Genomic DNA, 22,903 nt, shown 5'->3' on the forward strand with positions numbered 1-22,903 from the left:
CCGTATATGTTTTAAGTTATAAAAAAAACCTACTCCACTGTAACCGATTTTGCCAAATTACGGGGCTGATCAACATTACAACCTCTCATAACCGCAATGTGATACGATAATAATTGTAGCGGAATAGTAGTTAATAATGGTGTTAGACTTTCCAAAGTTTCAGGAATTTCAATGACATGGTCTGCCAAATCCCTAACCTGCTCATCCCCTTCGGTAACCACCGCTATTATTTTACCTTTGCGCGATTTAATTTCCTGTATATTACTCACTACTTTTTCATAATGACCTTTATTGGTGGCTATGACCACAACAGGCATGTGTTCATCTATAAGGGCAATTGGGCCATGTTTCATTTCTGCTGCTGGATAACCCTCTGCATGTATGTAACTTATTTCCTTTAATTTTAAAGCACCTTCCAAAGCTACCGGAAAGTTATAGCCTCTTCCCAAATACAAGCAATTAGTAGAATTTTTATAAACATCAGCTATTATTTCCACCAATGGATTTGAAAGCAGCGCCTTTTCCACCTTCGCGGGAATATTCTCCAATTCCGACAAATGCTCATGGAATCGGGTATTATTGAAAACTCCTTTTTCCTTGGCCAATTTTAATGCCAATAGAGTCAGTACGGTTATTTGGGTTGTAAACGCCTTGGTTGAAGCCACTCCGATTTCAGGACCCGCATGGGTATATGCCCCTGCATCCGTTTCCCTGGCTATGGATGAACCCACCACATTACAAACCCCAAATACAAAAGCTCCCTTTTCTTTGGCCAATTTAATGGCCGCTAGGGTATCTGCGGTTTCTCCGGACTGTGAAATGGCAATAAGCACATCCTTATCCGTTATAACCGGGTTTCTATATCTAAACTCGGAAGCGTATTCCACTTCAACTGGTATCCTGGCCAAATCTTCAAAAATATACTCGGCAACCAATCCAGCATGCCAGGAAGTACCACAAGCCACTATTATTATCCGATTGGCATTTAGAAACTTTTCCAGGTTATCATCTACTCCTGCCATTTTTATAATCCCTTCCTTAGCCCTTAACCGTCCCCGATACGTATCCAAAATTGCTCTTGGCTGTTCGTAGATCTCCTTAAGCATAAAGTGATCAAAGCCACCTTTCTCAATCTCCTCCAGGTTAAGTTTTAATTCCTTAATGGATGGGTAGGCAATGGCATCGTCCTTTATTTTTCTCAATTTAATTTCCTTGCCCAGCCTAATGACTGCCATTTCCTCATCCTCCAAATAAATGGCATTGTTGGTGTATTCTATAAAAGGTGATGCATCCGAAGCTATAAAAAATTCGTTCTCCCCAACTCCAATAGCCAACGGACTACCTAACTTGGCTACCACAATTTCATCTGGTTTTTGCCTGTCGAAAACCGCAATGGCATATGCCCCGACCACTTCATTCAAAGCAATTTGCACTGCTTTACCAAGCTTAACTCCTTCCTTACGCTTCACTTCCTCTATAAGATTTACCAATACCTCAGTATCGGTTTCCGAGGAAAAAGTATAGCCCCTTTTGGTTAATTCCTTCCTTATGGAATCATAATTTTCAATAATTCCATTGTGGATAATTACCAAATCCCCTGAATTGGAATAATGTGGATGGGAATTAACGTCATTGGGCACACCATGGGTAGCCCATCTGGTATGGCCAATTCCCAGTTTACCTTCCAGGGAAATTGTACTTTTGGACTTATTTTTTAAATCCTCAACTTTTCCTTTGGTCTTTGATAAATTTATGTCTTTGCCATCGTATAATGCTATACCGGCACTGTCATAGCCTCTGTACTCTAAACGTTGAAGTCCTTTTATAATAATGGGGTAAGCATCCCTATGCCCAATATATCCAACAATTCCACACATAATTTACAGTTTAATGATTAGCAATTAAAAAAGGTTTTATAAAACAAATTTAGAACCTGATTCTATAAAACCCTTTATCTTTTAGTTAATTAACGTAAAAAAACTGTGAATGGTATTTTTTTTGCCCTTAGTTGGCCTTGGTGTAGAAAATTTCCAATTTTAATTTTTTAGCAGACTGGTCACTTGGCACATTATTACTGCCATAAAGTACTGTCCCAAATGGATTCACAGTAGACATTACCGGTATTTCGCCCTCATTGCCATTGGCCAGCATTGCTTTTCCAGTAGCGGTAACCCTTATATCTGAAGTCAAGGACAAGTTCAGGGTAGCATTGGTAGAATCCCTTACTATAAGATCATTAATATAGTTGGTAATCTTAATTTTATAACTCTGCCCTTTATTGTTCACTCTATTCAGGCCTCCATCATAGTTGGTAATGTTACCTGCATTAAAATCTTCTTCGGATTCCAGAAATTGATTATAAACGGGTCCATTTGTATTGTCTTTATTCAAATACAATTTTGACGGTTCAATAATAGTTCCAGCGGCATCCAAAGTATTTCTATCTACATAAAATACCAAATTGGCTTCATTTATTATCCAATTCTGGTTTTTGATCTGATTAATAATTTCATAGCCGTTTACCTCGTCAAAAAGTTTAATCTGGGCATAACTCCCTGCACCACCTTTTAAGTAAATTTTTGAGGCATTTTCCCCATTGTCCAACCCATTTGTTATTTCAGCGGGATAGTCCTCATTAATAAAAGTATTTACCGCATTGCCAATGACTGCACCGGTACTAGTATCTCTCCTAATGAAATTTAGCACAAATTCCTTTTCCTTTTCAACAACGGTAGCATCCGTTGAACTGGTTACAGCATCATAAGTATAATTTATGGTAATATTTCCTCGTGTCAGATCCAATAACACCAAAACATCGTCAGGAACCGATAAATGAACACCTCTAAAAAATTCAGCAAAGTTAGCTTGACTCAATAACTCGGAAGAACCCTCCTTATTTAAAATGTTCTGCTGAAAAAATGCCGAATTCAATTGAACCCTTATTCCAGGGGCAATACGGGTAGGAGCTTCTTCCGATTCGTCCACATCTTCTGTAGCCGGATCATCTTCCTTAAAAATTAATTCTTCTACATTACTGATTTCAACAGCTCCTTCAAACAAAACGTCCGACACATAGCCTGGAGAGAATTGTTGGGATGAATAGTACTGCTGTGCCTCCTGAAAATTTGTACTGGGATCTAAATCCCTTAAGAAATAAGTAGATCGCTCTACCTTAATATTAAAGGATTCGGGAATATTTCCATTGGCATCAAAAATGCTATCCAGGTCATATTTTACAGGAAATCTATTTGCTGCAGTATCATCGTCCAAGTTATCATTGGTACCATCTCCATCCGTATCCTTATTTAGCGGATCGGTTCCCAGGGCTTTTTCCTGAATATCGGTCAAGGTATCCCCATCACTATCACTGTTGGCATCCTCGGGATCAGCATCAAACTCATCCGCAACTCCATCTAGGTCACGGTCACCCTTAGGGTTTGTCAAAAACGGAATAAATAGAAAAACTTCATTAACCGTTTCGTTCTCTTTTATAGTCAAGGTACTGGAATCTGTATCGGCCGTTTCCTCCACTAGTGCAGAATAATTCCCAAAAACAGGATTCCCGGATGACAATTGAACCTGAGTGGTTATACTAGCTTCCGTTTTCCCATATACGGGGTCATCATAATTACCAATTTGATAAACTGGTAGTTTATTGGTCCTAACAGCCTCTATTTTCTTGTTGTAGGCAAAAACATCATAAACTGCCTTGCTGGCAGTAAATGGTTCGCCACCAACTACACCACTGCCTATAGTAGTCAAATCCTCCTCACAGGACCCTAAAACTACAACAAGCAATATACCTGCTATAGCAGGTAATTTTAATCTGTTCAGTAAGTTCATTTAGATTATTTTAATACTTTGGTGTTATAAAAATTCATGTAAGCCTCCTCGAACTCCTGTAAAGGAACAAATGGCAAAACAGGTTTTTCGAGCTTGGATATGTAGTCTTCCAAATCAGCTGGAATATCTTCGGCCGCTAAAATAACAGCATCGGCATAATCCACAGCAACTTTTAACAAATTATTATAATTGGGCTCAGCAAGCGCTCCTATACTTTCTTCAGGCACCCCGTCGAAAGCAATCTTTTTAATTAGGTCTTTGTCCAATGTACCATCGAAACCCTGTCCATAAACGGACATAACGATCTGGCTATCGGCGAACAAAGGCTCATCGACGTACAATTTTTTAAGGTAAAGGGGAAGTAAAGATGCCATCCAACCATGTACATGGATAATATCAGGGGACCAATTTAATTTCTTTACAGTCTCTACCACACCCTTGGCAAAAAAAATAGCCCTTTCGTCATTGTCAGGAAAAGCGTTTCCTTCCTCATCGGTAAAAGTTGCCTTCCTTTTAAAATATTCATCATTATCAATGAAATAAACCTGAATACGTTCTCTGGGAATGGAGGCCACTTTTATTATCAGCGGCATATCCATATCGTTGATCACCAAATTCATCCCAGACAATCTAATTACCTCGTGCAATTGATGTCTACGCTCATTAATATTCCCAAACCTTGGCATAAAAATCCTTATCTGGCCGCCATTGCTGTTGACCATTCTTGGGGTTTCGTAAGACATTAAGGAAACTTCGTTCTCTGGTAGATAGGGTACTAATTCTGAAGATACAAACAATATCTTTTTGCCATTCATAAAAGCAATATTTTATTTATAGTGTAAGAGAAAGTGCAAAATTACAAAAATTATACAGATTAGCAGTAATTATAGTAAGTTTGCTCTCTTTTAAGTAAAACGCATGCAGTTAATTAACACTAAAAAGGAGCTTAAATCCTATCTGTCGTCCCAGGCGAAAACCAAAACTATAGGTTTGGTCCCAACCATGGGAGCTTTGCATTTGGGACATATGTCCTTGGTTAAAAGGTCGATTGGGGAAAATGACATCACCGTTGTGAGCATTTTTGTAAACCCCACCCAATTTAATAACAAGGAAGATCTGGAGAAGTACCCTAGCACCTTGGAAGCAGATATATCCCTTTTAAAAACCGCTTCTAATAAAATCGTCGTTTTTGCGCCTTCTTCCTCAGAAATGTATTCTGGTGGGATCACCTCCAAAACATATGATTTTGAAGGGTTGGACAATGTTATGGAAGGTGAATTCAGGGAAGGACATTTTGACGGTGTGGGTACCATTGTCGAAAAATTACTAAGCCTGGTAACACCCACCAGAGCGTACTTTGGGGAAAAGGATTTTCAACAACTCCAGATTATCAGAAAACTGGTAAAGATCACTAATTTACCTATAGAAATCATAGGTTGCCCCATAGTCCGTGAAGCCAACGGGCTCGCCATGAGTTCTAGAAACGAAAGACTATCCAAAGAACTAAGAAAAGAGGCCGCCTATATCTACGACATTCTCAAAGCTGCCAAACAAAAATTTGGCACGAAAAGTGCTAATTTTGTAGTGGAATGGGTTAAAGAGCAATTTGAGACCCATCCAAATTTTAAACTGGAATATGTTAAAATTGCAGATGTGAATCAATTGAAACCTGTAATAAGAAAAAATAGAAATTTAAAATACAGGGCCTTTATTGCCGTTTATGCGGGAGATGTGAGGCTAATAGATAACATTGCCCTTTAATTTTCAAATCTTATTCCTTAATACCGCCAAAATTAAATTGGAAATATAATTGGCATAAATGATTAACTTTGTCCCATGCAAATAGAAGTTGTAAAATCTAAAATACACCGCGTAAAGGTGACGGGTGCTGACCTCAACTATATAGGCAGTATTACCATCGATGAAGATTTGATGGATGCGGCAAATATTATTAGGGGTGAAAAGGTTCAAATTGTAAATAACGATAATGGCGAAAGACTGGAAACCTATGCTATTCCGGGAACCAGAGGTAGTGGCGAGGTAACCCTGAATGGTGCCGCCGCAAGAAAAGTAGCCGTTGGCGATGTTTTGATTTTAATAACATATGCCACAATGGATATTGAATTGGCCAAGAAATTCAACCCTTCCTTGGTTTTCCCCAATGAGGAAACCAATCTTTTGACCTAGTTTTGAAGTCTTCCATAAAGAAAACCTTAAAAACATTTCTGCCTATTTTACTGGGTGTTTTTTTAGTTTGGTATTCTTATTACGTTACCTCCGAAGAGGATAGATTGGAAATAATACATTACATAAAAAATGCCGATCTATTTTGGGTCGCCATATCCGTTTTTTTAGGTATCCTTACCCACCTTTCCAGGGCTATAAGATGGAACTATTTATTGGAACCGCTAGGCTATAAGCCAAAATTGTTTAACAATATATTGATCATACTGACGGCCTATTTCACAAACTTGGGAATACCAAGATCTGGTGAAATACTAAGGGCTACGGCATTGGCCACTTACGAGCATGTACCTTTCGAAAAAGGATTTGGAACCATAGTCACGGAGAGGGTCATTGATCTGGTAATGCTATTCCTGATAGTTGGCATTGCCCTGTTTTTACAAACTGAAATTATTTGGGGTTTCCTGGAGCAAAAAGGGTTTAATCTTGCACTGCTATCCATACTTCTGGGTTCTGCAATTTTAGGCATGGCCTTAATGATGTATGTGGTGAAAAAATCGAAATCGAAATTGGCCACAAAACTGAAATCATTTTTAAAAGGTCTTTTGGATGGTATCCTAAGTATCTTTAAAATGAAAAATAAATGGAGTTTTGTTTTTCACACCCTCTTTATATGGCTTGCCTATATTGCGATGTTCTGGGTAATAAAATATACGGTTTCGGAAACTATGGACCTAAGTGTGAGCCAGTTATTGGTCGCCTTTGTGGCCGGAGCCTTTGCCATGTCCGCCACCAATGGGGGAATAGGAATTTATCCCATCGCCGTTAGCAGTGCATTGGCAATTTTTGGCATCAGTAAAGTGTCAGGTGATGCTTTTGGATGGATTATGTGGATTTCACAAACTTTAATGGTAGTGGTTTTTGGCGCAATATCTTTTCTGATTTTACCGTTATGGAACAGAAACAAATAGTCTTCTATTGCCCAAATACCATTCTATGCAACGTTTTATTACTTTATTGGCATTGTTTATTTGCCTTGGCAGCACCGCACAGGTAAAAAAAGAAATTTTCGAATCCTTTAAATTACAGGAGCGCCGGGATGTACAATACTACTTCCCTGAAAGCTATACCGCAGATAAAAAATATCCGTTAATTGTGGTGCTGGATGGAGAATACCTATTTGACCAAGTGGTGGCCAATGCTAAATTTTACAGTAATTTTCATGGCATGCCCGAAGCAATTATTGTTGGCGTGCAACAATCCAAAAATAACTTAAGGAATGAAGATTGTGCCTTTGAGCCAGATAATGGTCTACCTACAGAAAAGGGGAAATTGTTTTTCGAATTTTTGGGAATGGAACTTATCCCCTATTTAGAAACCAAATTTAGCACAGCTCCTTTTAAAATGTTCGTGGGGTATGATATTACCGCAAATTTTGGAAATTTTTATCTATTTAAGGACGAATCCCTCTTCAATGCCTATATAAGCATTTCACCCTATTTGGCGCCTGAAATGGAAACAAGGGTACCCTCAAGACTATCCGTTATGAACAAGAAAATATTCTATCAATTGATTTTGGAGGGCGAAAGAAGTGAAAATAGTAATAGAGTATTGACACTGGACCAAAATTTAAAAGGGTTGGACAGTGATAATTTGCACTATTTCTTTGATAAATACGAAAATGCTGACCATATTTCAGTAGCTACATACGGAATAGGGAAAGCCTTTGATAATATCTTTGGCATGTTTAAACCCATAAGCCCAAAAGAATACAAAGAAAAAATCTTAACCCAAGTGGGACCAGTATATGATTATCTGGCGGACAAGCAATCATCCATCGAAAAACTATTTGGCTTCAGAAAAACAACAAGTCTCAACGATATTATGGCCATTTACGCAGCTTCCAGAAAAAAAGAGGACTTTGAATCCCTTAAGCCATTGTCCGATCTGTGTAAAAAAGAGTATCCAAATACCATGTTGGGCTTTTATTTTGAAGGTGAATATTACGAACAATTGGGTGAACCCAAAAAAGCGCTCAGGACCTTTGAAAAAGCCTTTGGCATGGAAGAAATAGATTTCCTTACCAAAGAAATGGCTTTGGAAAAAATTGATGCCCTTAAGGCTGATTTTGGATATTAAGAAAGGGCAATTTCATTAAAAGGAAAGCCTGAATCATGATTTACTGAGAACATAACAAATTTGAAAATCCTCGAAAGCCAATAATCGATGTACCCATCGAATATTGCAAAATGTTGTTGGTATCATTTTTATCTAAGTCTGCAAATCCCATATTATTTTTCAAACTTCTTACTACCTTAGCACAAAGCTTAAAGTAGATAATGGCCAAAACGAAAACGGCATTTTTTTGTCAGAACTGTGGAACCCAATATGCCAAGTGGGTAGGACAATGTGGTTCCTGTAAGGAATGGAATACCATAGTGGAAGAAGTTATTCAGAAAGAGGAAAAAGTATCATGGAAAAGCTCTTCCCAACCCTCCACTAAGGTTGCAAAGCCATTAAGGGTCAACGAAATAAGTACCGATAAGGAATTTAGGCTCAACACCTTCGATTTGGAATTTAATAGAGTTCTTGGTGGTGGGCTGGTCCCTGGATCTTTAACTCTTTTAGGTGGGGAGCCAGGAGTGGGAAAAAGTACCTTAATGTTACAAATAGCACTTAAACTTCCCTATAAGACCTTATACGTTTCAGGAGAGGAAAGTCAAAAACAAATTAAAATGCGGGCGGATCGCATCCATCCCAATAGTGAAACTTGTTTTATCCTTACCGAGACCAAAACACAAAATATATTTCGCCAAATCGAGGCCACGGAACCCGATATAGTAGTTATAGATTCCATACAAACCCTTCATACAGATTATATTGAATCTTCTGCAGGTAGTATTTCCCAAATTAAGGAATGCACTGCAGAGCTCATAAAGTTTGCGAAGGAAACCAACACTCCGGTTATCCTAATTGGGCACATCACAAAAGATGGCACCATTGCTGGACCAAAAATATTGGAGCATATGGTAGATACCGTATTGCAATTTGAAGGCGATAGAAATTATGTATACCGCATCCTAAGGTCCCTTAAAAACAGATTTGGATCTACTTCCGAATTGGGAATATATGAAATGCAGGGCAGTGGTTTGCGAGAAGTAAACAACCCGTCCGAAATTTTGATTTCCAAGAACGATGAAGGATTAAGCGGAACGTCCATTGCTTCAACTGTGGAAGGTATGCGACCATTGATGATTGAAATCCAGGCCTTGGTAAGCACGGCTGTATATGGTACACCTCAACGTTCCACAACGGGTTATAATGCAAAGCGATTAAATATGCTTCTGGCAGTCCTGGAAAAAAGAGCTGGATTTAAATTGGCCGCAAAGGATGTATTTCTTAATATCACCGGTGGTATATCGGTGGATGACCCGGCGATTGATCTGGCAGTAATTGCGGCGATACTTTCCAGCAACGAGGACATTCCCATAGAAAAAGGGGTATGTTTTGCAGCCGAAGTAGGTCTCGCAGGTGAAATAAGGCCGGTACAAAGAATAGATCAGCGCATCCTGGAAGCGGAAAAATTGGGTTTCAGCACGATCTATGTTTCCAAAAACAACAAGATAACATTAAAAAACACCCAAATCCAAATTCAATTGGCCGCCAGGATCGAAGATGTTGCCAATAGCCTCTTTTCCTAGACAAGGCTTTAATTCTTTGAATTAAAAATCCTCGCCAGAACTAGCATTAATACAACAACGATAACTATTAAGCCAAGTTGCCAGAAACCTACTTTTAAAAAGTTCATTGCTATCATACTGCTATGGGGCTGGATTTGGAATTTCATTATGTATAGATTCAATACCCTTTAGTACCTCCTCGTTCAATTCCACATCTATACTCCCGATATTTTCCTTTAACTGATTCATATTGGTAGCTCCAATTATATTGGAGGTTAGAAATGGCCTCGTATTTACATAGGCAAGTGCCATTTGCGCCAATGATAAATCGTTAGCCTGTGCCAATTCAAAATATTTTTGGGTTGCCTTAACGGCCGTTTCACTACTGTACCTATTGTAATTTGGGAAAAGGGCAATCCTGGAATTCTCAGGTTTTTTATCTCCCAAATACTTGCCGCTCAAGGTACCAAAGCCCAAAGGCGAATATGCCAATAAGCCTAAATTTTCTCTATGTGAAATTTCTGCCAAACCAACCTCAAAAAGACGGTTTAAAAGGCTATACGGATTCTGTATGGTAATCATTCTTGGCAAACTGGCATGCACCTTGCTTTCCTCCAAATACCTCATTGCTCCCCAAGGAGTTTCATTGGATATACCCACATGTCTAATTTTCCCCTCTCGGACAAGGTCCCTTAATGTTTCCAATATCTGATGGATATTGTCCTCCCAATGATCAGTGATACTGTGCCTATAACCTCTTTTACCAAAATAATTGGTTGTACGGTCTGGCCAGTGCAACTGATACAGATCTAAGTAATCTGTCTGCAAGCGGCTGAGACTTCCTTCAACGGCTGATTTTATAGATTCGCGATTAATCCCCGTTGTCCTTATAAACTTCGTCATTTCCGACTTTCCAGCAATTTTGGAGGCCAAAATTACCTTATCGCGGTTTCTATTCTTTTTAAACCAACTGCCAATAATTCTTTCGGTGTCCGCATAACGTTCCTTTGTCGCAGGAATGGGATATAATTCTGCTGTATCAAAAAAATTAATCCCCTGTTCAAGGGCGTAATCCATTTGCTGGTGACCTTCCGCTTCTGTATTTTGCCGACCCCAGGTCATGGTGCCAAGGCATATTTTACTAACTTCAATATCGGTGTGGGGGAGATTGGTATACTTCATACTTTACTATTACTTTGATATTATCAATTCAATTTTAGGAAAGACCATCGGTTTATTCCAACTCCACAAGAATGGGACAATGATCACTATGAACGGCCTTGGATAGAATAACGGAACGTTTTAACCTACTCACTAACGGCCTACTGACCAAACCATAATCTAGTCGCCAGCCCTTATTGTTGGCCCGTGAATTGGCCCTATAACTCCACCATGTGTAATTATCCGGTTCCTTGTTAAAATGTCTGAAACTATCAATAAATCCGCTATCCATAAAATTACCGATCCACTCCCTTTCCACAGGTAAAAACCCGGAAACATTTTTGTTTCTAACAGGGTCGTGAATATCTATTGCTTCATGACATATATTGTAATCCCCGCATATTACCAGGTTCGGTTTTTCCTTTTTCAACTCATCAACATAATCCTGAAAATCCGTCATATACTGTAATTTATGATTTAAGCGGGCAATATTGGTGCCTGAAGGCAAGTAAAGGCTCATAACTGAGACACCATTAAAATCGGCCCTAATATTTCGCCCCTCAAAATCCATATATTCTATTCCGGTACCAAATTCCACATGATCGGGTTCGGTTTTAGCTAGTATGGCCACACCACTATAGCCCTTCTTCTGAGCACTGTACCAGTAGTGATAGTGATAACCTAAAGCTTCAAAAATTGCAAGGTCCAATTGATCGCGATTAGCCTTGATCTCCTGCAAACAGACCACATCCGGATCTACATTTTTCAACCAATCCAAAAACCCTTTGCTCACTGCAGCCCTAATTCCATTTACATTATAAGAAACAATCTTCATTTATATATTTTTATCTAGAACCAACCCCTTTTAATAAGTACTGGAAGGCACTAAAATTTAATTTAGCCAGAAATCAACCAAAAATCGGGTTAAAAATAGCCAATGTTTTTTGTAACCAAAAAGGTCTAACGATAATGTTGAGGATTATATCCCTATTTATTATGCCCTTTCAATAGATTCCAGGAAAATCACAAAAAAAATTAGATAATAATACTTAAGTTTGAGGCTTATAATTACATGATGAAATTCTCCCTTATTTTTCCATTTATCCTTCTTTTTATCTTGGTATCCCATGCTCAAGAACCTGTACCAAAGGACAGCATCACTGAACTGGATGAAATTATCCTTTTGGACTCCTTACAATCCTCTACCGATAATGGTATTATAGCAACCAAAATTATAGGCACCAAGATTTTTCAGAACTATAGTCCAGTAGATATGGTTTCTGCCATCAATCAGGTATCCGGAGTTTATATATTGTCCGGAGCTTTGAACACCAATAGGATTACCATTCGAGGTGTAGGGGCAAGAACCTTATTTGGGACGGATAAACTGCGTCTTTACTACAATGATGTCCCCATTACAAATGGGTCCGGCTTCTCCACTATAGAATCCTTCGATCTGGAAAATCTAAGCTCGGTGGAGGTGATCAAAGGACCAAAAGCCACAAATTTTGGGGCTAATTTGGGAGGGGCTATTCTGTTGAACTCCAAGCAGCCCAATGATGGGGCTACCTATTTTAGAAATAATTTCACCATGGGCTCCTACAGCCTTTTAAAAAACAACTTGCAGTTTAGTCTTAAGGAGAATAAGATTTCCTTAAACGTACATTATGGTTATTTAGAGACAGATGGCTATAGGGAAAACAATAAATTTAAACGCGAGGGTGTTCTAGTGGATGTTAACTATCAAATAAATTCCAAAACCAATATTGGCCTTCTCTTTAACCATGTTGATTATAACGCCCAGATCCCTAGTTCTTTGGGAGAAACCGATTTTAAGGAAAATCCAACAAAGGCGGCATTTACATGGAAATCTGCCAAAGGATACGAGGATAACAAATATAGCCTGGCAGGGTTGACCATAAATCGCACCATTACAGATAAATTAAAAAACACTAGCAGTATTTTCTATTCTTACCTAGATCATTATGAACCCCGACCTTTTGGGATTTTGGATGAATACACCCATGGATACGGATTCAGGACAAAATTTGCGGGTGAATGGATTGCCAATAAAACCAAAATCGACTACAATTTTGGAGCTGAATTATACAAAGACGAGTACAATTGGAGTGAATTTGAAAATCTATATCAAGAAAATAATGGGCAAGGAAGTTTACAAGGCGAGCAATTTGCGAAAAACAAGGAGTTTAGGAGACAGTTCAATGCTTTCGGCAATCTACTTATTCCCTTAGGGAATGCTTTTTCTACCCAAATTGGGTTAAACGTGAACAAAACCTATTATGATTTCAGGGATGTATTTAATCAAGGGGCCGATAATAAAAGCGCAGAAAGGGATTTTGACGCCATTATTTTGCCAAGCCTAAATCTCAACTATAGCTTTTCGGAATTAAATTCACTTTACGCCAATATTAGCAGAGGATTTTCCAACCCAACTCTGGAGGAAACACTTACTCCGGATGGGGTTATAAACCCTGATATAGCCCAAGAAACAGGTACGAATTATGAAATTGGCACAAGATTACTTCTGCTGAATAGAAAATTAAATATGAATATAGCCATTTACAGAATGGATATCAAAAATCTTTTGGTGGCACAACGGGTAGGCGAGGATCAATATGTTGGCAAAAATGCAGGTAAGACCCAACATCAGGGTCTGGAATTGGAAGCCGAATATAATTTGGATATTACTTCCAAACTTAGGCTAACACCCTTTATTAGCTATACTCTTAATGACCACAGTTTTATGACCTTTGTGGACGAGGACAACAATTATTCCGGCAATCCATTGACCGGGGTTCCCAAACACAGATTGAATTCTGGTATACAGGCTCAACTTAACAATACCTTTTATTGGTATTCCACGCATCAGTATGTGGGAGAAATTCCCTTAACGGATGCCAATAGCCTCTACAGTTCGCCATTTAATGTAATTAATAGCAAGGTGGGGTATAAAAACCAATTGGGGAAAAATCTGTCTATGGACATCGCTTTTGGCATCAACAATATCTTTGATGTCAACTATGCCCAATCCGTACTTATAAATACAACAGGATTTGGAGGGGCCGAGCCTAGGTATTACTACCCTGGGAACGACAGAAATTTCTATGGCAGTTTACGATTGGGATATACCCTCTAAACCAAATTAAAAAGGTCCAATATGTTAATATATTGGACCTTTAATTAATTAGGGATTACGGAACTACTCCATTCTTTTCAACCAGCTTTTCATATCAACCTCTTTATGGATAATTGACTTTACATCAGCGATTGCCACACGCTGTTGTTCCATAGTATCCCTATGACGTATGGTAACCGTATTATCCTCTAGGGATTGGTGGTCCACTGTAATGCAAAATGGGGTTCCATTGGCATCCTGTCTCCTGTAACGTCGTCCCACGGCATCCTTTTCATCATATACAACATTAAAATCCCATTTAAGATCATCTATGATTTCTTGGGCCAATTCCGGTAAACCGTCCTTCTTCACCAATGGAAATACTGCTGCCTTATTGGGCGCTAGAACCGCAGGTAATTTAAGTACCGTTCTGGTAGTATTGTTCTCCAATTCCTCTTCTACCAAGGAGTTTGAAAAAACGGCCAAGAACATACGATCCAAACCTATAGAAGTTTCAACCACATAAGGCACATAACTTTCATTAAGTTCCGGATCAAAATACTGTAATTTTTTACCAGAGAATTTTTCGTGGCTACCTAGGTCGAAATCTGTCCTGGAATGTATTCCTTCCAACTCTTTAAATCCAAATGGAAACTTAAATTCTATATCGGCAGCGGCATCGGCATAATGTGCCAATTTCTCATGGTCGTGGAATCTGTAGTTTTCTGCACCCAACCCCAAAGACAAATGCCAGGCCATCCTTTTTTCCTTCCAGGTTTCATACCATTCCTTCTGCGAGCCGGGACGAATAAAAAATTGCATTTCCATTTGTTCAAACTCCCTTTGACGAAAGATAAATTGTCTTGCAACAATCTCGTTCCTAAAGGCCTTACCAACCTGGGCAATACCAAATGGAATTTTCATCCTTCCAGTCTTTTGGACATTCAGGAAGTTCACGAAAATACCCTGGGCAGTTTCGGGTCTAAGATAAAGATCCATTGCACTATCGGCAGAGGCACCCAATTTGGTACCGAACATTAGATTAAACTGCTTTACATCGGTCCAATTCCTTGATCCCGATAAAGGACAGGCAATTTCCAATTCTTCGATCAAATTTTTCACATCGGCCAAATCCTCATTCTCCAAGGATTTTCCCAATCGCTTTAAAATGGTCGTTATCTGTTCTTGGTAACCTACCACTCTTGGATTGGTTTCCAAAAATTGCTTTTTATCAAAAGAATCACCAAATCGCTTTTCTGCCTTGGCAACTTCCTTGTCTATTTTAGCTTCAATTTTAGCGGCATAATCCTCCACCAAAACATCTGCACGATATCTTTTTTTGGAATCTTTGTTATCGATCAATGGATCATTAAAGGCATCCACATGCCCAGAGGCCTTCCATACCGTAGGATGCATAAATATTGCAGAATCAAGACCCACAATATTATCGTTCATCTGAACCATGGCCTTCCACCAATATTCACGGATGTTCTTTTTTAACTCCGCACCGTTTTGGGCATAATCGTACACGGCACTAAGTCCGTCGTAAATTTCGCTGGATTGGAAAACATATCCATATTCCTTTGCATGCGAGATTACTTTTTTAAAATCGTCTTCTTGTTTCACCATTTGGCAAAAATATAATAATAGTAGAAAAGGTGGTGATTTATTTTAATTGAAATTCCGAAGTCGCCAATAATTTTTCATTCTCGAAAACATTAAGGGTATAAGTTCCTTCAGCCAAAGATCCCTCTGGTACTGAAATGGCATCGCAAACACTAAATTCCTGACCCATAAAAACTAGTTCTACACGTTTGCTATAAACATTGCCATTTACGGAAATAGTGTTGGCGTTATCCTCGATTACCCCCATATTAGGCCCCAAGAACTGAAAATAAATTACCCGTTCCTCATTTTTGGAATTGGGATTCCCCATAATGGTTACACATCCTCTTAGCTTGGATATGATATTGGCCTTATTGGTCTTAATATGTTTTCCTGATCGAAACCTAAATCCACTACCCTCGGAATTTTCCAATTTAAGATAGCTTTTGGTCTTAAGCTCTTGACTAAGTTCTTTGTTTTTACGTCTTAGTAAAGCCTCGGCTTCTGCCAATGAACTGCTCTTTCCTCTAAGTTCCTCAATCATCTTCCTGGTTTCCTCATATTTGTTGCCAAGGAGCATGTTGTTATATTTTAGGAAATTGTTCTTAAGCTTAAGGCTATCATTTTTGGCCTCGAGTTTTCTAAGTTCGGTTTTGTATTCCTTTAATTTTTCAACTGTAAAATTCAAACGGCCAACGGAATCCAACAATTGTTGCACCCTATATTTGGAATCTTGTAATTCAATTTCATTGACCTCATTAAGAGCTGAAAGTCTATCCACATCAGATTTCATTAAGGTAAGATCCTTGACCAACAATTCTTTCTCTTGCTCCAAAAAACTAATACGACTTTTGGATTGGGCATAACTATAATAGAAGGCAATGAGAATACCCAATATAATAGCTGCCAAAGCGGCAAGTATTATCTTATAATTAAATTTGTTATCTTCAGTATCCATCTAAAAGCATGCGTATTAAGTAGGTTAATAGTAATCAAGATTTGTGTATTCCAAGATTTCAAATATACTAAACGATATCAACACAATCCTCGTGCCAAGGCTATGTTTTGGATGTAATGCCCCATTATATAGAGGAGAAGAACATGTCTGTACCGTTTGTCGGAATCAATTACCACTCACCGAGTATACATTTAACGCGGAAAACCCTGTTGACCGTATTTTTTACGGAAGAATTAACATAATCAAGGCCAGTGCATTCCTGTTTTTTACCGAAAAAGGAATCGTAAAGAGTATTATCCACTATTTAAAATACAAAAATCAAGAACAAATAGGATCCTTTTTAGGGGATTGGTATGGACACATCTTGAAGGAAAATAACTTCCTGAATCAAATTAATTTCGTAGTCCCCGTTCCCCTGCATCGAAAAAAATTAAGAAAAAGAGGTTACAACCAAGTGGCACTATTTGCCAAACAGATCGCAACGCATATCAATGCCCAATACATAGACCACGTATTAATTAAAACTGCCAATACCAGGACGCAGACCAAAAAGTCAAGAATACTAAGATGGCAAAACAAACAAGCACTCTACGTTTTAAGCGATCAAGATATATTCAGGAATAAGAACGTACTATTATTGGACGATGTTATTACCACAGGGGCAACCATGGAAGCCTGTGCCACTGCATTATCGAGAACGAAGGGAATAAATATTTATATTGCCTCTATGGCCGTGGTACCTTAATTTTACAATTCTACAAATTAGTTGTTACTTTGTTGAACATTTTCATGACTGCTATGATCCAACGCATTTTAGGGTTTTTATTTTTGCTTTTAACGGTCTCGGCCCTCGTCCAATGTGCCCGTAGAGGTACGCCAACAGGAGGTGATAAGGATGTTACCTCGCCAAAGTTGATAAAGGCAGAGCCAAAGAATATGTCCATAAACTTTAAGACCAATAAAATTAGATTATATTTTGACGAGTATGTTAAACTTAAGGATATTGAAAAGCAGCTCATAGTGTCGCCACCATTGAAAAACACCCCTATTATTACCCCCCAGGGATCGGCCAATAAATATGTGGAAATCATCCTAAATGATACGCTTAAAGAAAATACAACTTACACTTTCAATTTCGGCCAAAGTATTATTGACAATAATGAAGGCAATCCTAATCGAAATTTGACTTATGTGTTTTCTACTGGGGATTATATAGATTCCCTTACCGTCTCTGGGGTAGTAAAAGATGCCTTTAACAAGAACCCCGATACCTTTATAAGCATTATGCTCTATGAGATAGATAGCACTTATACCGATTCCACTATCTACAGGCAACCGCCAAATTACATTACCAATACCTTGGACAGTACTCCTATTTTTCACCTAAAAAATCTTAAGGAGGGAAAATATGCCATGTTCGGGGTCAAGGACGAGGCCAAAAACAACATCTTTAATCAAAAGGTCGATAAAATTGCCTTCATAAAGGACACTATTAATCTACCTACAGATTCTGTTTATCTACTTACAATGTTCAAGGAAATACCGGATTACAGTGTTTCTGTCCCAAATTTTGCAGCTAAAAACAAAATTATTTTTGGATATCAGGGAAATGCCAAGGATATCTCAATCACCCCTTTAAGCATAATACCGGATACGGTTAAAACTAAAATTACAAAGGAGCGGGAAAAAGATACCCTTAACTTTTGGTTTACCCCCTTTAAAGTGGATTCACTGGTTTTTACAGTCTCCAATGAGAAGGAAAGGCTAATAGATACCTTTACCGTAAAAACAAAAAAGGTACCCGTGGACACCCTAATACTACAAGCCAACCAAAGGGGGGCACTAGAATTCGGAAGACCTTTTTATATTGGGGCCAACACACCCATCTCAATTATGGACAGTTCTAAGATAAGTATGATACGAAAGGATTCCTCCCTAGTTAAATTTGCTTTGGCACTGGATTCCTTAGGTAATAAAATTGATTTTGATTTTGAAGTTGAGCCTAACGAAAATTACACTCTAGACCTACTCCCAGGGGCGATAATGGATTTTTTTGGCACTGAAAACGATACGCTATCCTACAAACTGTCTACCAAAAGCTATGCAGATTTTGGAAATTTGAGACTTACCTTGGATGGCACTGTTACTTATCCTTTAATAGTTCAATTAACGGATGAGAAAGGAAAAACAAAAAAAGAAATGTTCGCTACCAAGCCCCAAACCTTCGAATTCAGCAATATTGACCCAGCTAAGTATCTGATTCGAGTAATATTCGACAGCAATGGTAACCAAAAATGGGACACAGGAAACTATCTTCAACAAATACAGCCAGAAAGAGTGATCTATTACCCTAATGTATTGGAAGTAAGGGCCAACTGGGAATTGGAACAAACCTTTACCCTTTCAAACTAAAATGGTCGCGATCGTCCAGAAACTTTAATTTTTCCCTGGCTTCGGAAATATGTTTTTTACTTAAGGTGGCATAAAGTACCGTTTCCTCCTCCGAAAAAACCACTGGGCTGCCCAAAACATCAATTACAGTGGAATGACCGGGATAATTATGTCCGGTAGTATCCGCTCCAGTTCTATTTACCCCGATTACGTACGCCATATTTTCTATTGCCCTAGCCTTTAAAAGTGCATCCCAAGCATTTATTCTTGGCGTTGGCCAATTTGCCACATAAATCAGAATATCATAGTTCTCCGTATTCCTGGCCCATACAGGAAAGCGAAGATCGTAACAAATAAGGGGACAGATCCTAAACCCTTTATATTCAATGATTATCCTTTCTTCTCCTCTATTATATATTTTATCCTCACCAGCTAGGGTAAAAGTATGTCTCTTGTCATAATAACTCAATTTTCCATTGGGCTCCACAAACCAAAGTCTGTTATAATAATGACCATCAGCAAAAAAGACCATGCTACCGGTCAAGGCAACATTTTTTTTCTCTGCTTCCTTTAGCATCCACTTAACCGTTTTATCCCCTTCCTCCTTTGCTATATTTTGAGGGTTCATTGTAAAGGCTGTGGTGAACATTTCTGGGAGCACGATCAAATCGACATCGGAGGAAATCGAATCCAATTTATTCGAAAAATTTTCCCTATTCCTTTCTGGATCTTCCCAAACCAGGGAAGATTGAATTATTGCTACTTGCAGTTCCATTTGAATTTCCTATTACTCTAATCAAAATATACTAAAGGATGATTTTAGATGGCCAGTTTGTACAAATGCCCTATTCCTTTGAACAAGCGAGAACTGCACCTGATCATACATGAATCCTATTTAGGCCTTTTCAAGCATGGCAATTAGTGATGGCGCTCCTTGTTCTTTTGCATGATCCAAGGCAGAAAGGCCTCGTACATCTTTGATGGTGGTATCTGCACCTTTGTCCAAAAGCATTTTTGCAATTTCTTCCCTATTGAATGTTGCGGCATAAATAAGACAAGTAGCTCCCATAGTATTGCGTTCGTTTACGTTGGCCCCCTTATCTATTAATTTTTTGGCCACGTCCGTATAGCCTTTAAAGCAGACGCCCATTAAAGCCGTATTGCCAGTGGCATCTTTAGCATCAATTTTGGCACCACTTTCCAACAAAAGATCGGTAATTTCCTCTTGGTCGTAATATGTAGATAAAATTAGTGGCGTAGACCCCCTTTGGTCCTTGCTATCCAGTAGAATGGGATTCTTCTTCAATATGGCACTTACCTCATCAAAGTTCCCATTTCTAATTTCGTTAAAGAAGAATTCGTTCATAGTTAATTACCATTAGTTAAATGTATAAAAAAACCATCAATTTTATTCATTGAATTTATAGTATTAAGCATAATACATCCTATTGCCACTGCATTATAATATACCATTCCAAATAGTTATTTAGCCATAAGGAGGTTATCTTTTCCAAATTGTATATTTAATTATTATAGCAACACCCATACTACACATAATTGTCTTCCAGAATAAATAAATCTTTCATGCGAATCACTAACTAATTTCAATCCGAGGGCCTGCATAGTCCAGTTGTATAATTCAAATAAAAACACCACCCTCTGTGAATTTTTATCCACCTCGCAATTTATACGTATATTCCTACGTTTATATAAAATACTCAGTTAATTCCCCTAAAATAATACATGATGCTGGAGACGTTATCACGAACGATATCAATAGAAGAAGCACCTATAGCCATTGCCACATTAGACACCAACCTGTGTTTTATTAATTGTTCCCGTGTTTGGGAAGAAGCATTTACGGCCTCGAACAAAGATATTGTAGGAAAATCCTTTTTTGATATAATTCCCAATTCCCCACAAAAATTTAGAAAAGTACTTGAAAATAGTTTTTCATTAAAGGATAATATTATTGAAGAACAAAGGCATATACTGCCCGATGGCAGTAGCCAATGGTATAAATGGAATATTAAACCCTGGAAACAGTCAGAGGATGAGATTGGCGGATTAATAATCATTCATACCAACATTACCAAAGAGAAGCATGTTAAAGAGCTTTTGATAGCGGCCGAAAATGTAGCGAAAATGGGTGGTTGGGATTTGGATATGATTACCAATACCATTCATTGGTCCCATATTACTAAAGAAATTCATGAAGTTCCCCTGGACTACGTCCCTTCACTGGAGACAGGAATAAATTTTTATAAGGAAGGGGAACACAGGGAAAATATTACCAAGTTGATCCACAATGCCGTAACCCATGGAAAAACCTGGGACACCGAATTGCAGATCGTAACGGCAAAAGGTAAAGAACTATGGGTACGAGCTAAAGGAATGCCAGAGTTTATTGATGGAAAATGTGTGCGTCTTTATGGAATTTTTCAAGATATAGATAAAGAAAAAAAGGCCGAGATCAAGAATGCCCAAATTAAGGAAAGGCTGGATTTGGCCACTGAGGTTGCCAATATTGGCATTTGGGAATACAATGTACTTAATGATAAGTTGGAGTGGAACGAACAAATGTTTCCTCTATTCGGAGTAAAGCGAGAGGAATTCAAATATAATTTTGAATCCTGGAAAGCAACCGTTCATCCAGAGGACCTAGAAAGGTGCTTAAAAGAGTTTGACCTGGCATTGTCAGGTATCCAAGATTTTAAAACCCAATTTAGAATTATTCATCCTGATGGCTCCGTTAAACACATTAAAGCCAATGCCGGACTCTTTAAGGATAATGATGGAAAAATCATTAAAATGGTAGGGACAAATTGGGATATTACGCAACTGGTCAATACTCAATTAAAATTGGACAAAAGTGAGGAATCTTTCAAGGGATCTTTTAAATCTTCGGCCGTGGGAATGGCCTTGGTTGCAAAGGATGGTTCTTGGATCGATGTGAATGACAGTCTCTGTACTAGTTTAGGATACTCCCGAAATGAACTATTAAAACTTACTTTTCAGGATATCACGCATCCAGAAGACCTTAATGATGATTTAGAACATTTACAAGTGCTTCTTGAGGGAAGGGGTAATAGCTACCATTTGGAGAAAAGATATTTCCATAAAAAAGGACATATAATATACGTGGTCCTTACAGTTACCGCGGTTAAGGATATAGAAGGGAATCTCTCCCATTTTATTTCCCAAGTGATGGATATTTCAGCTAAAATAGAAGCCCAAAAGAAATCTGAGGAATTTTTGGAATTGACCAAGAATCAAAATAACAGTTTATTAAACTTTGCCCATATTGTTTCACACAATCTACGTTCACACTCATCCAATCTTTCAATGTTATCCAACTATTTGGTAGATGAGGAAGGAGAAAGTGAAAGAAAGGAAATCGAAGCAATGATAATCGATGCTTCGGAAAGCTTGGATGAAACCGTTATGCACTTAAACGAAGTAGTACAAATAACCACTGAGGCAAAAGAGCAATTACAAGATGTGAATTTAAAAACTATAGTTAAAAACGTAGAAAAGAACATTAGTGCCCACTTACAACAAAAAAATGTGGAATGCGATATCTCCATAGATCCATCCATTCAGGTAAAAGGAATCCATGCCTATTTGGATAGTATTCTTTTAAACCTTTTTACAAATAGTATCAAATATAGTAGCCCAAATAGAATTCCAAGGATTTCAATAGAAGCCAATAAAGTAGGGAAAACTATAATTTTGAATTTTAAGGATAATGGATTGGGAATAAATCTAGAAAGGCATGGGGAAAAACTTTTTGGGATGTACAAAACCTTTCATCAACACGAAGATGCGAAGGGCATTGGATTGTTCATTACAAAAAATCAAATAGAAGCTATGAATGGTAAAATTGAGGTGGAAAGTGCAGTTGACCAAGGTACCCTTTTCAAAATCACATTTGTTGCCGCATAA

The 22,903-nt window shown here is 38.2% G+C and carries 18 protein-coding genes; 9 read left to right on the forward strand and 9 right to left on the reverse strand.

Going from position 1 to position 22,903, the window contains the following annotated elements:
- Positions 1–29 precede the first annotated feature (29 nt).
- The 3 genes from glmS to H4O18_RS01305 all read right to left on the reverse strand — a co-directional run bounded on the left by glmS (position 30) and on the right by H4O18_RS01305 (position 4,658).
- The gene (gene glmS / locus H4O18_RS01295; RefSeq protein ID WP_187581295.1) at positions 30–1,877 is read right to left on the reverse strand and encodes a glutamine--fructose-6-phosphate transaminase (isomerizing); all 1,848 of its coding nucleotides are present in this window, start codon (positions 1,875–1,877) and stop codon (positions 30–32) included.
- A gap of 127 nt (positions 1,878–2,004) precedes the next feature.
- Positions 2,005–3,843, reverse strand: a complete 1,839-nt coding sequence (locus H4O18_RS01300) for a DUF4270 domain-containing protein (RefSeq protein ID WP_187581296.1) — start codon at positions 3,841–3,843, stop codon at positions 2,005–2,007.
- Between the two features lie 5 nt (positions 3,844–3,848).
- Positions 3,849–4,658, reverse strand: coding sequence for a glycogen/starch synthase (locus H4O18_RS01305; RefSeq protein WP_187581297.1), 810 nt, complete (start codon positions 4,656–4,658; stop codon positions 3,849–3,851).
- Between the two features lie 103 nt (positions 4,659–4,761).
- Here H4O18_RS01305 and panC point away from each other — a divergent pair, with 103 nt between their 5' ends.
- The 5 genes from panC to radA all read left to right on the forward strand — a co-directional run bounded on the left by panC (position 4,762) and on the right by radA (position 9,728).
- Entirely contained in the window at positions 4,762–5,604 is an 843-nt protein-coding gene (gene panC, locus H4O18_RS01310) for a pantoate--beta-alanine ligase (RefSeq protein ID WP_187581298.1), read from the forward strand.
- 75 nt (positions 5,605–5,679) lie between these two features.
- Positions 5,680–6,030, forward strand: a complete 351-nt coding sequence (gene panD / locus H4O18_RS01315; protein WP_093977447.1) for an aspartate 1-decarboxylase — start codon at positions 5,680–5,682, stop codon at positions 6,028–6,030.
- Between the two features lie 2 nt (positions 6,031–6,032).
- A complete protein-coding gene (locus tag H4O18_RS01320) occupies positions 6,033–6,998 on the forward strand; it encodes a lysylphosphatidylglycerol synthase transmembrane domain-containing protein (RefSeq protein ID WP_187581299.1) in 966 nt (321 codons plus the stop codon).
- A gap of 25 nt (positions 6,999–7,023) precedes the next feature.
- Complete coding sequence (locus tag H4O18_RS01325; protein ID WP_187581300.1) at positions 7,024–8,166, forward strand: alpha/beta hydrolase; 1,143 nt, start codon at positions 7,024–7,026, stop codon at positions 8,164–8,166.
- 200 nt (positions 8,167–8,366) lie between these two features.
- Positions 8,367–9,728 carry a DNA repair protein RadA gene (gene radA / locus H4O18_RS01330; protein WP_187581301.1) on the forward strand — a complete coding sequence of 454 codons (1,362 nt, stop codon included), beginning with the start codon at positions 8,367–8,369 and terminating at the stop codon, positions 9,726–9,728.
- Between the two features lie 120 nt (positions 9,729–9,848).
- On the opposite strand, the gene H4O18_RS01335 is transcribed toward radA, so the two are convergent.
- Entirely contained in the window at positions 9,849–10,889 is a 1,041-nt protein-coding gene (locus tag H4O18_RS01335; protein WP_187581302.1) for an NADP(H)-dependent aldo-keto reductase, read from the reverse strand.
- A gap of 52 nt (positions 10,890–10,941) precedes the next feature.
- The gene (locus H4O18_RS01340) at positions 10,942–11,703 is read right to left on the reverse strand and encodes an exodeoxyribonuclease III (protein ID WP_187581303.1); all 762 of its coding nucleotides are present in this window, start codon (positions 11,701–11,703) and stop codon (positions 10,942–10,944) included.
- A 237-nt stretch (positions 11,704–11,940) separates the two neighbouring features.
- On the opposite strand from H4O18_RS01340, the gene H4O18_RS01345 reads away from it, so the two are divergent.
- A complete protein-coding gene (locus H4O18_RS01345) occupies positions 11,941–14,025 on the forward strand; it encodes a TonB-dependent receptor (RefSeq protein WP_246473898.1) in 2,085 nt (694 codons plus the stop codon).
- 63 nt (positions 14,026–14,088) lie between these two features.
- Here H4O18_RS01345 and H4O18_RS01350 read toward each other — a convergent pair whose 3' ends face one another.
- Together H4O18_RS01350 and H4O18_RS01355 are read right to left on the reverse strand one after the other, a co-directional pair.
- Positions 14,089–15,633: a glycine--tRNA ligase gene (locus H4O18_RS01350; RefSeq protein WP_187581304.1), complete on the reverse strand. Its 1,545-nt coding sequence runs from the start codon at positions 15,631–15,633 to the stop codon at positions 14,089–14,091.
- Positions 15,634–15,670: 37 nt separating this feature from the next.
- On the reverse strand, positions 15,671–16,567 hold the full coding sequence (locus H4O18_RS01355; RefSeq protein WP_187581305.1) for an AAA family ATPase: 897 nt from the start codon (positions 16,565–16,567) through the stop codon (positions 15,671–15,673).
- Positions 16,568–16,658: 91 nt separating this feature from the next.
- On the opposite strand from H4O18_RS01355, the gene H4O18_RS01360 reads away from it, so the two are divergent.
- Together H4O18_RS01360 and H4O18_RS01365 are read left to right on the forward strand one after the other, a co-directional pair.
- Complete coding sequence (locus H4O18_RS01360; protein ID WP_187581306.1) at positions 16,659–17,312, forward strand: phosphoribosyltransferase family protein; 654 nt, start codon at positions 16,659–16,661, stop codon at positions 17,310–17,312.
- 29 nt (positions 17,313–17,341) lie between these two features.
- Positions 17,342–18,979 (forward strand): Ig-like domain-containing domain, encoded by a 1,638-nt coding sequence (locus tag H4O18_RS01365; protein ID WP_343065396.1) that lies wholly within the window; start codon positions 17,342–17,344, stop codon positions 18,977–18,979.
- Here the strand turns inward: H4O18_RS01365 and H4O18_RS01370 are convergent.
- Positions 18,963–19,739: an amidohydrolase gene (locus tag H4O18_RS01370; RefSeq protein ID WP_187581647.1), complete on the reverse strand. Its 777-nt coding sequence runs from the start codon at positions 19,737–19,739 to the stop codon at positions 18,963–18,965. The two genes, H4O18_RS01365 and H4O18_RS01370, sit on opposite strands and share 17 nt — an antisense overlap.
- 114 nt (positions 19,740–19,853) lie before the next feature.
- Positions 19,854–20,324 carry an ankyrin repeat domain-containing protein gene (locus H4O18_RS01375; RefSeq protein ID WP_187581307.1) on the reverse strand — a complete coding sequence of 157 codons (471 nt, stop codon included), beginning with the start codon at positions 20,322–20,324 and terminating at the stop codon, positions 19,854–19,856.
- Positions 20,325–20,701: 377 nt separating this feature from the next.
- Here H4O18_RS01375 and H4O18_RS01380 point away from each other — a divergent pair, with 377 nt between their 5' ends.
- Positions 20,702–22,903: a PAS domain-containing sensor histidine kinase gene (locus tag H4O18_RS01380; RefSeq protein WP_187581308.1), complete on the forward strand. Its 2,202-nt coding sequence runs from the start codon at positions 20,702–20,704 to the stop codon at positions 22,901–22,903.

It is taken from the genome of Arenibacter arenosicollis, assembly GCF_014397245.1.
Lineage (GTDB): Bacteria > Bacteroidota > Bacteroidia > Flavobacteriales > Flavobacteriaceae > Arenibacter > Arenibacter arenosicollis.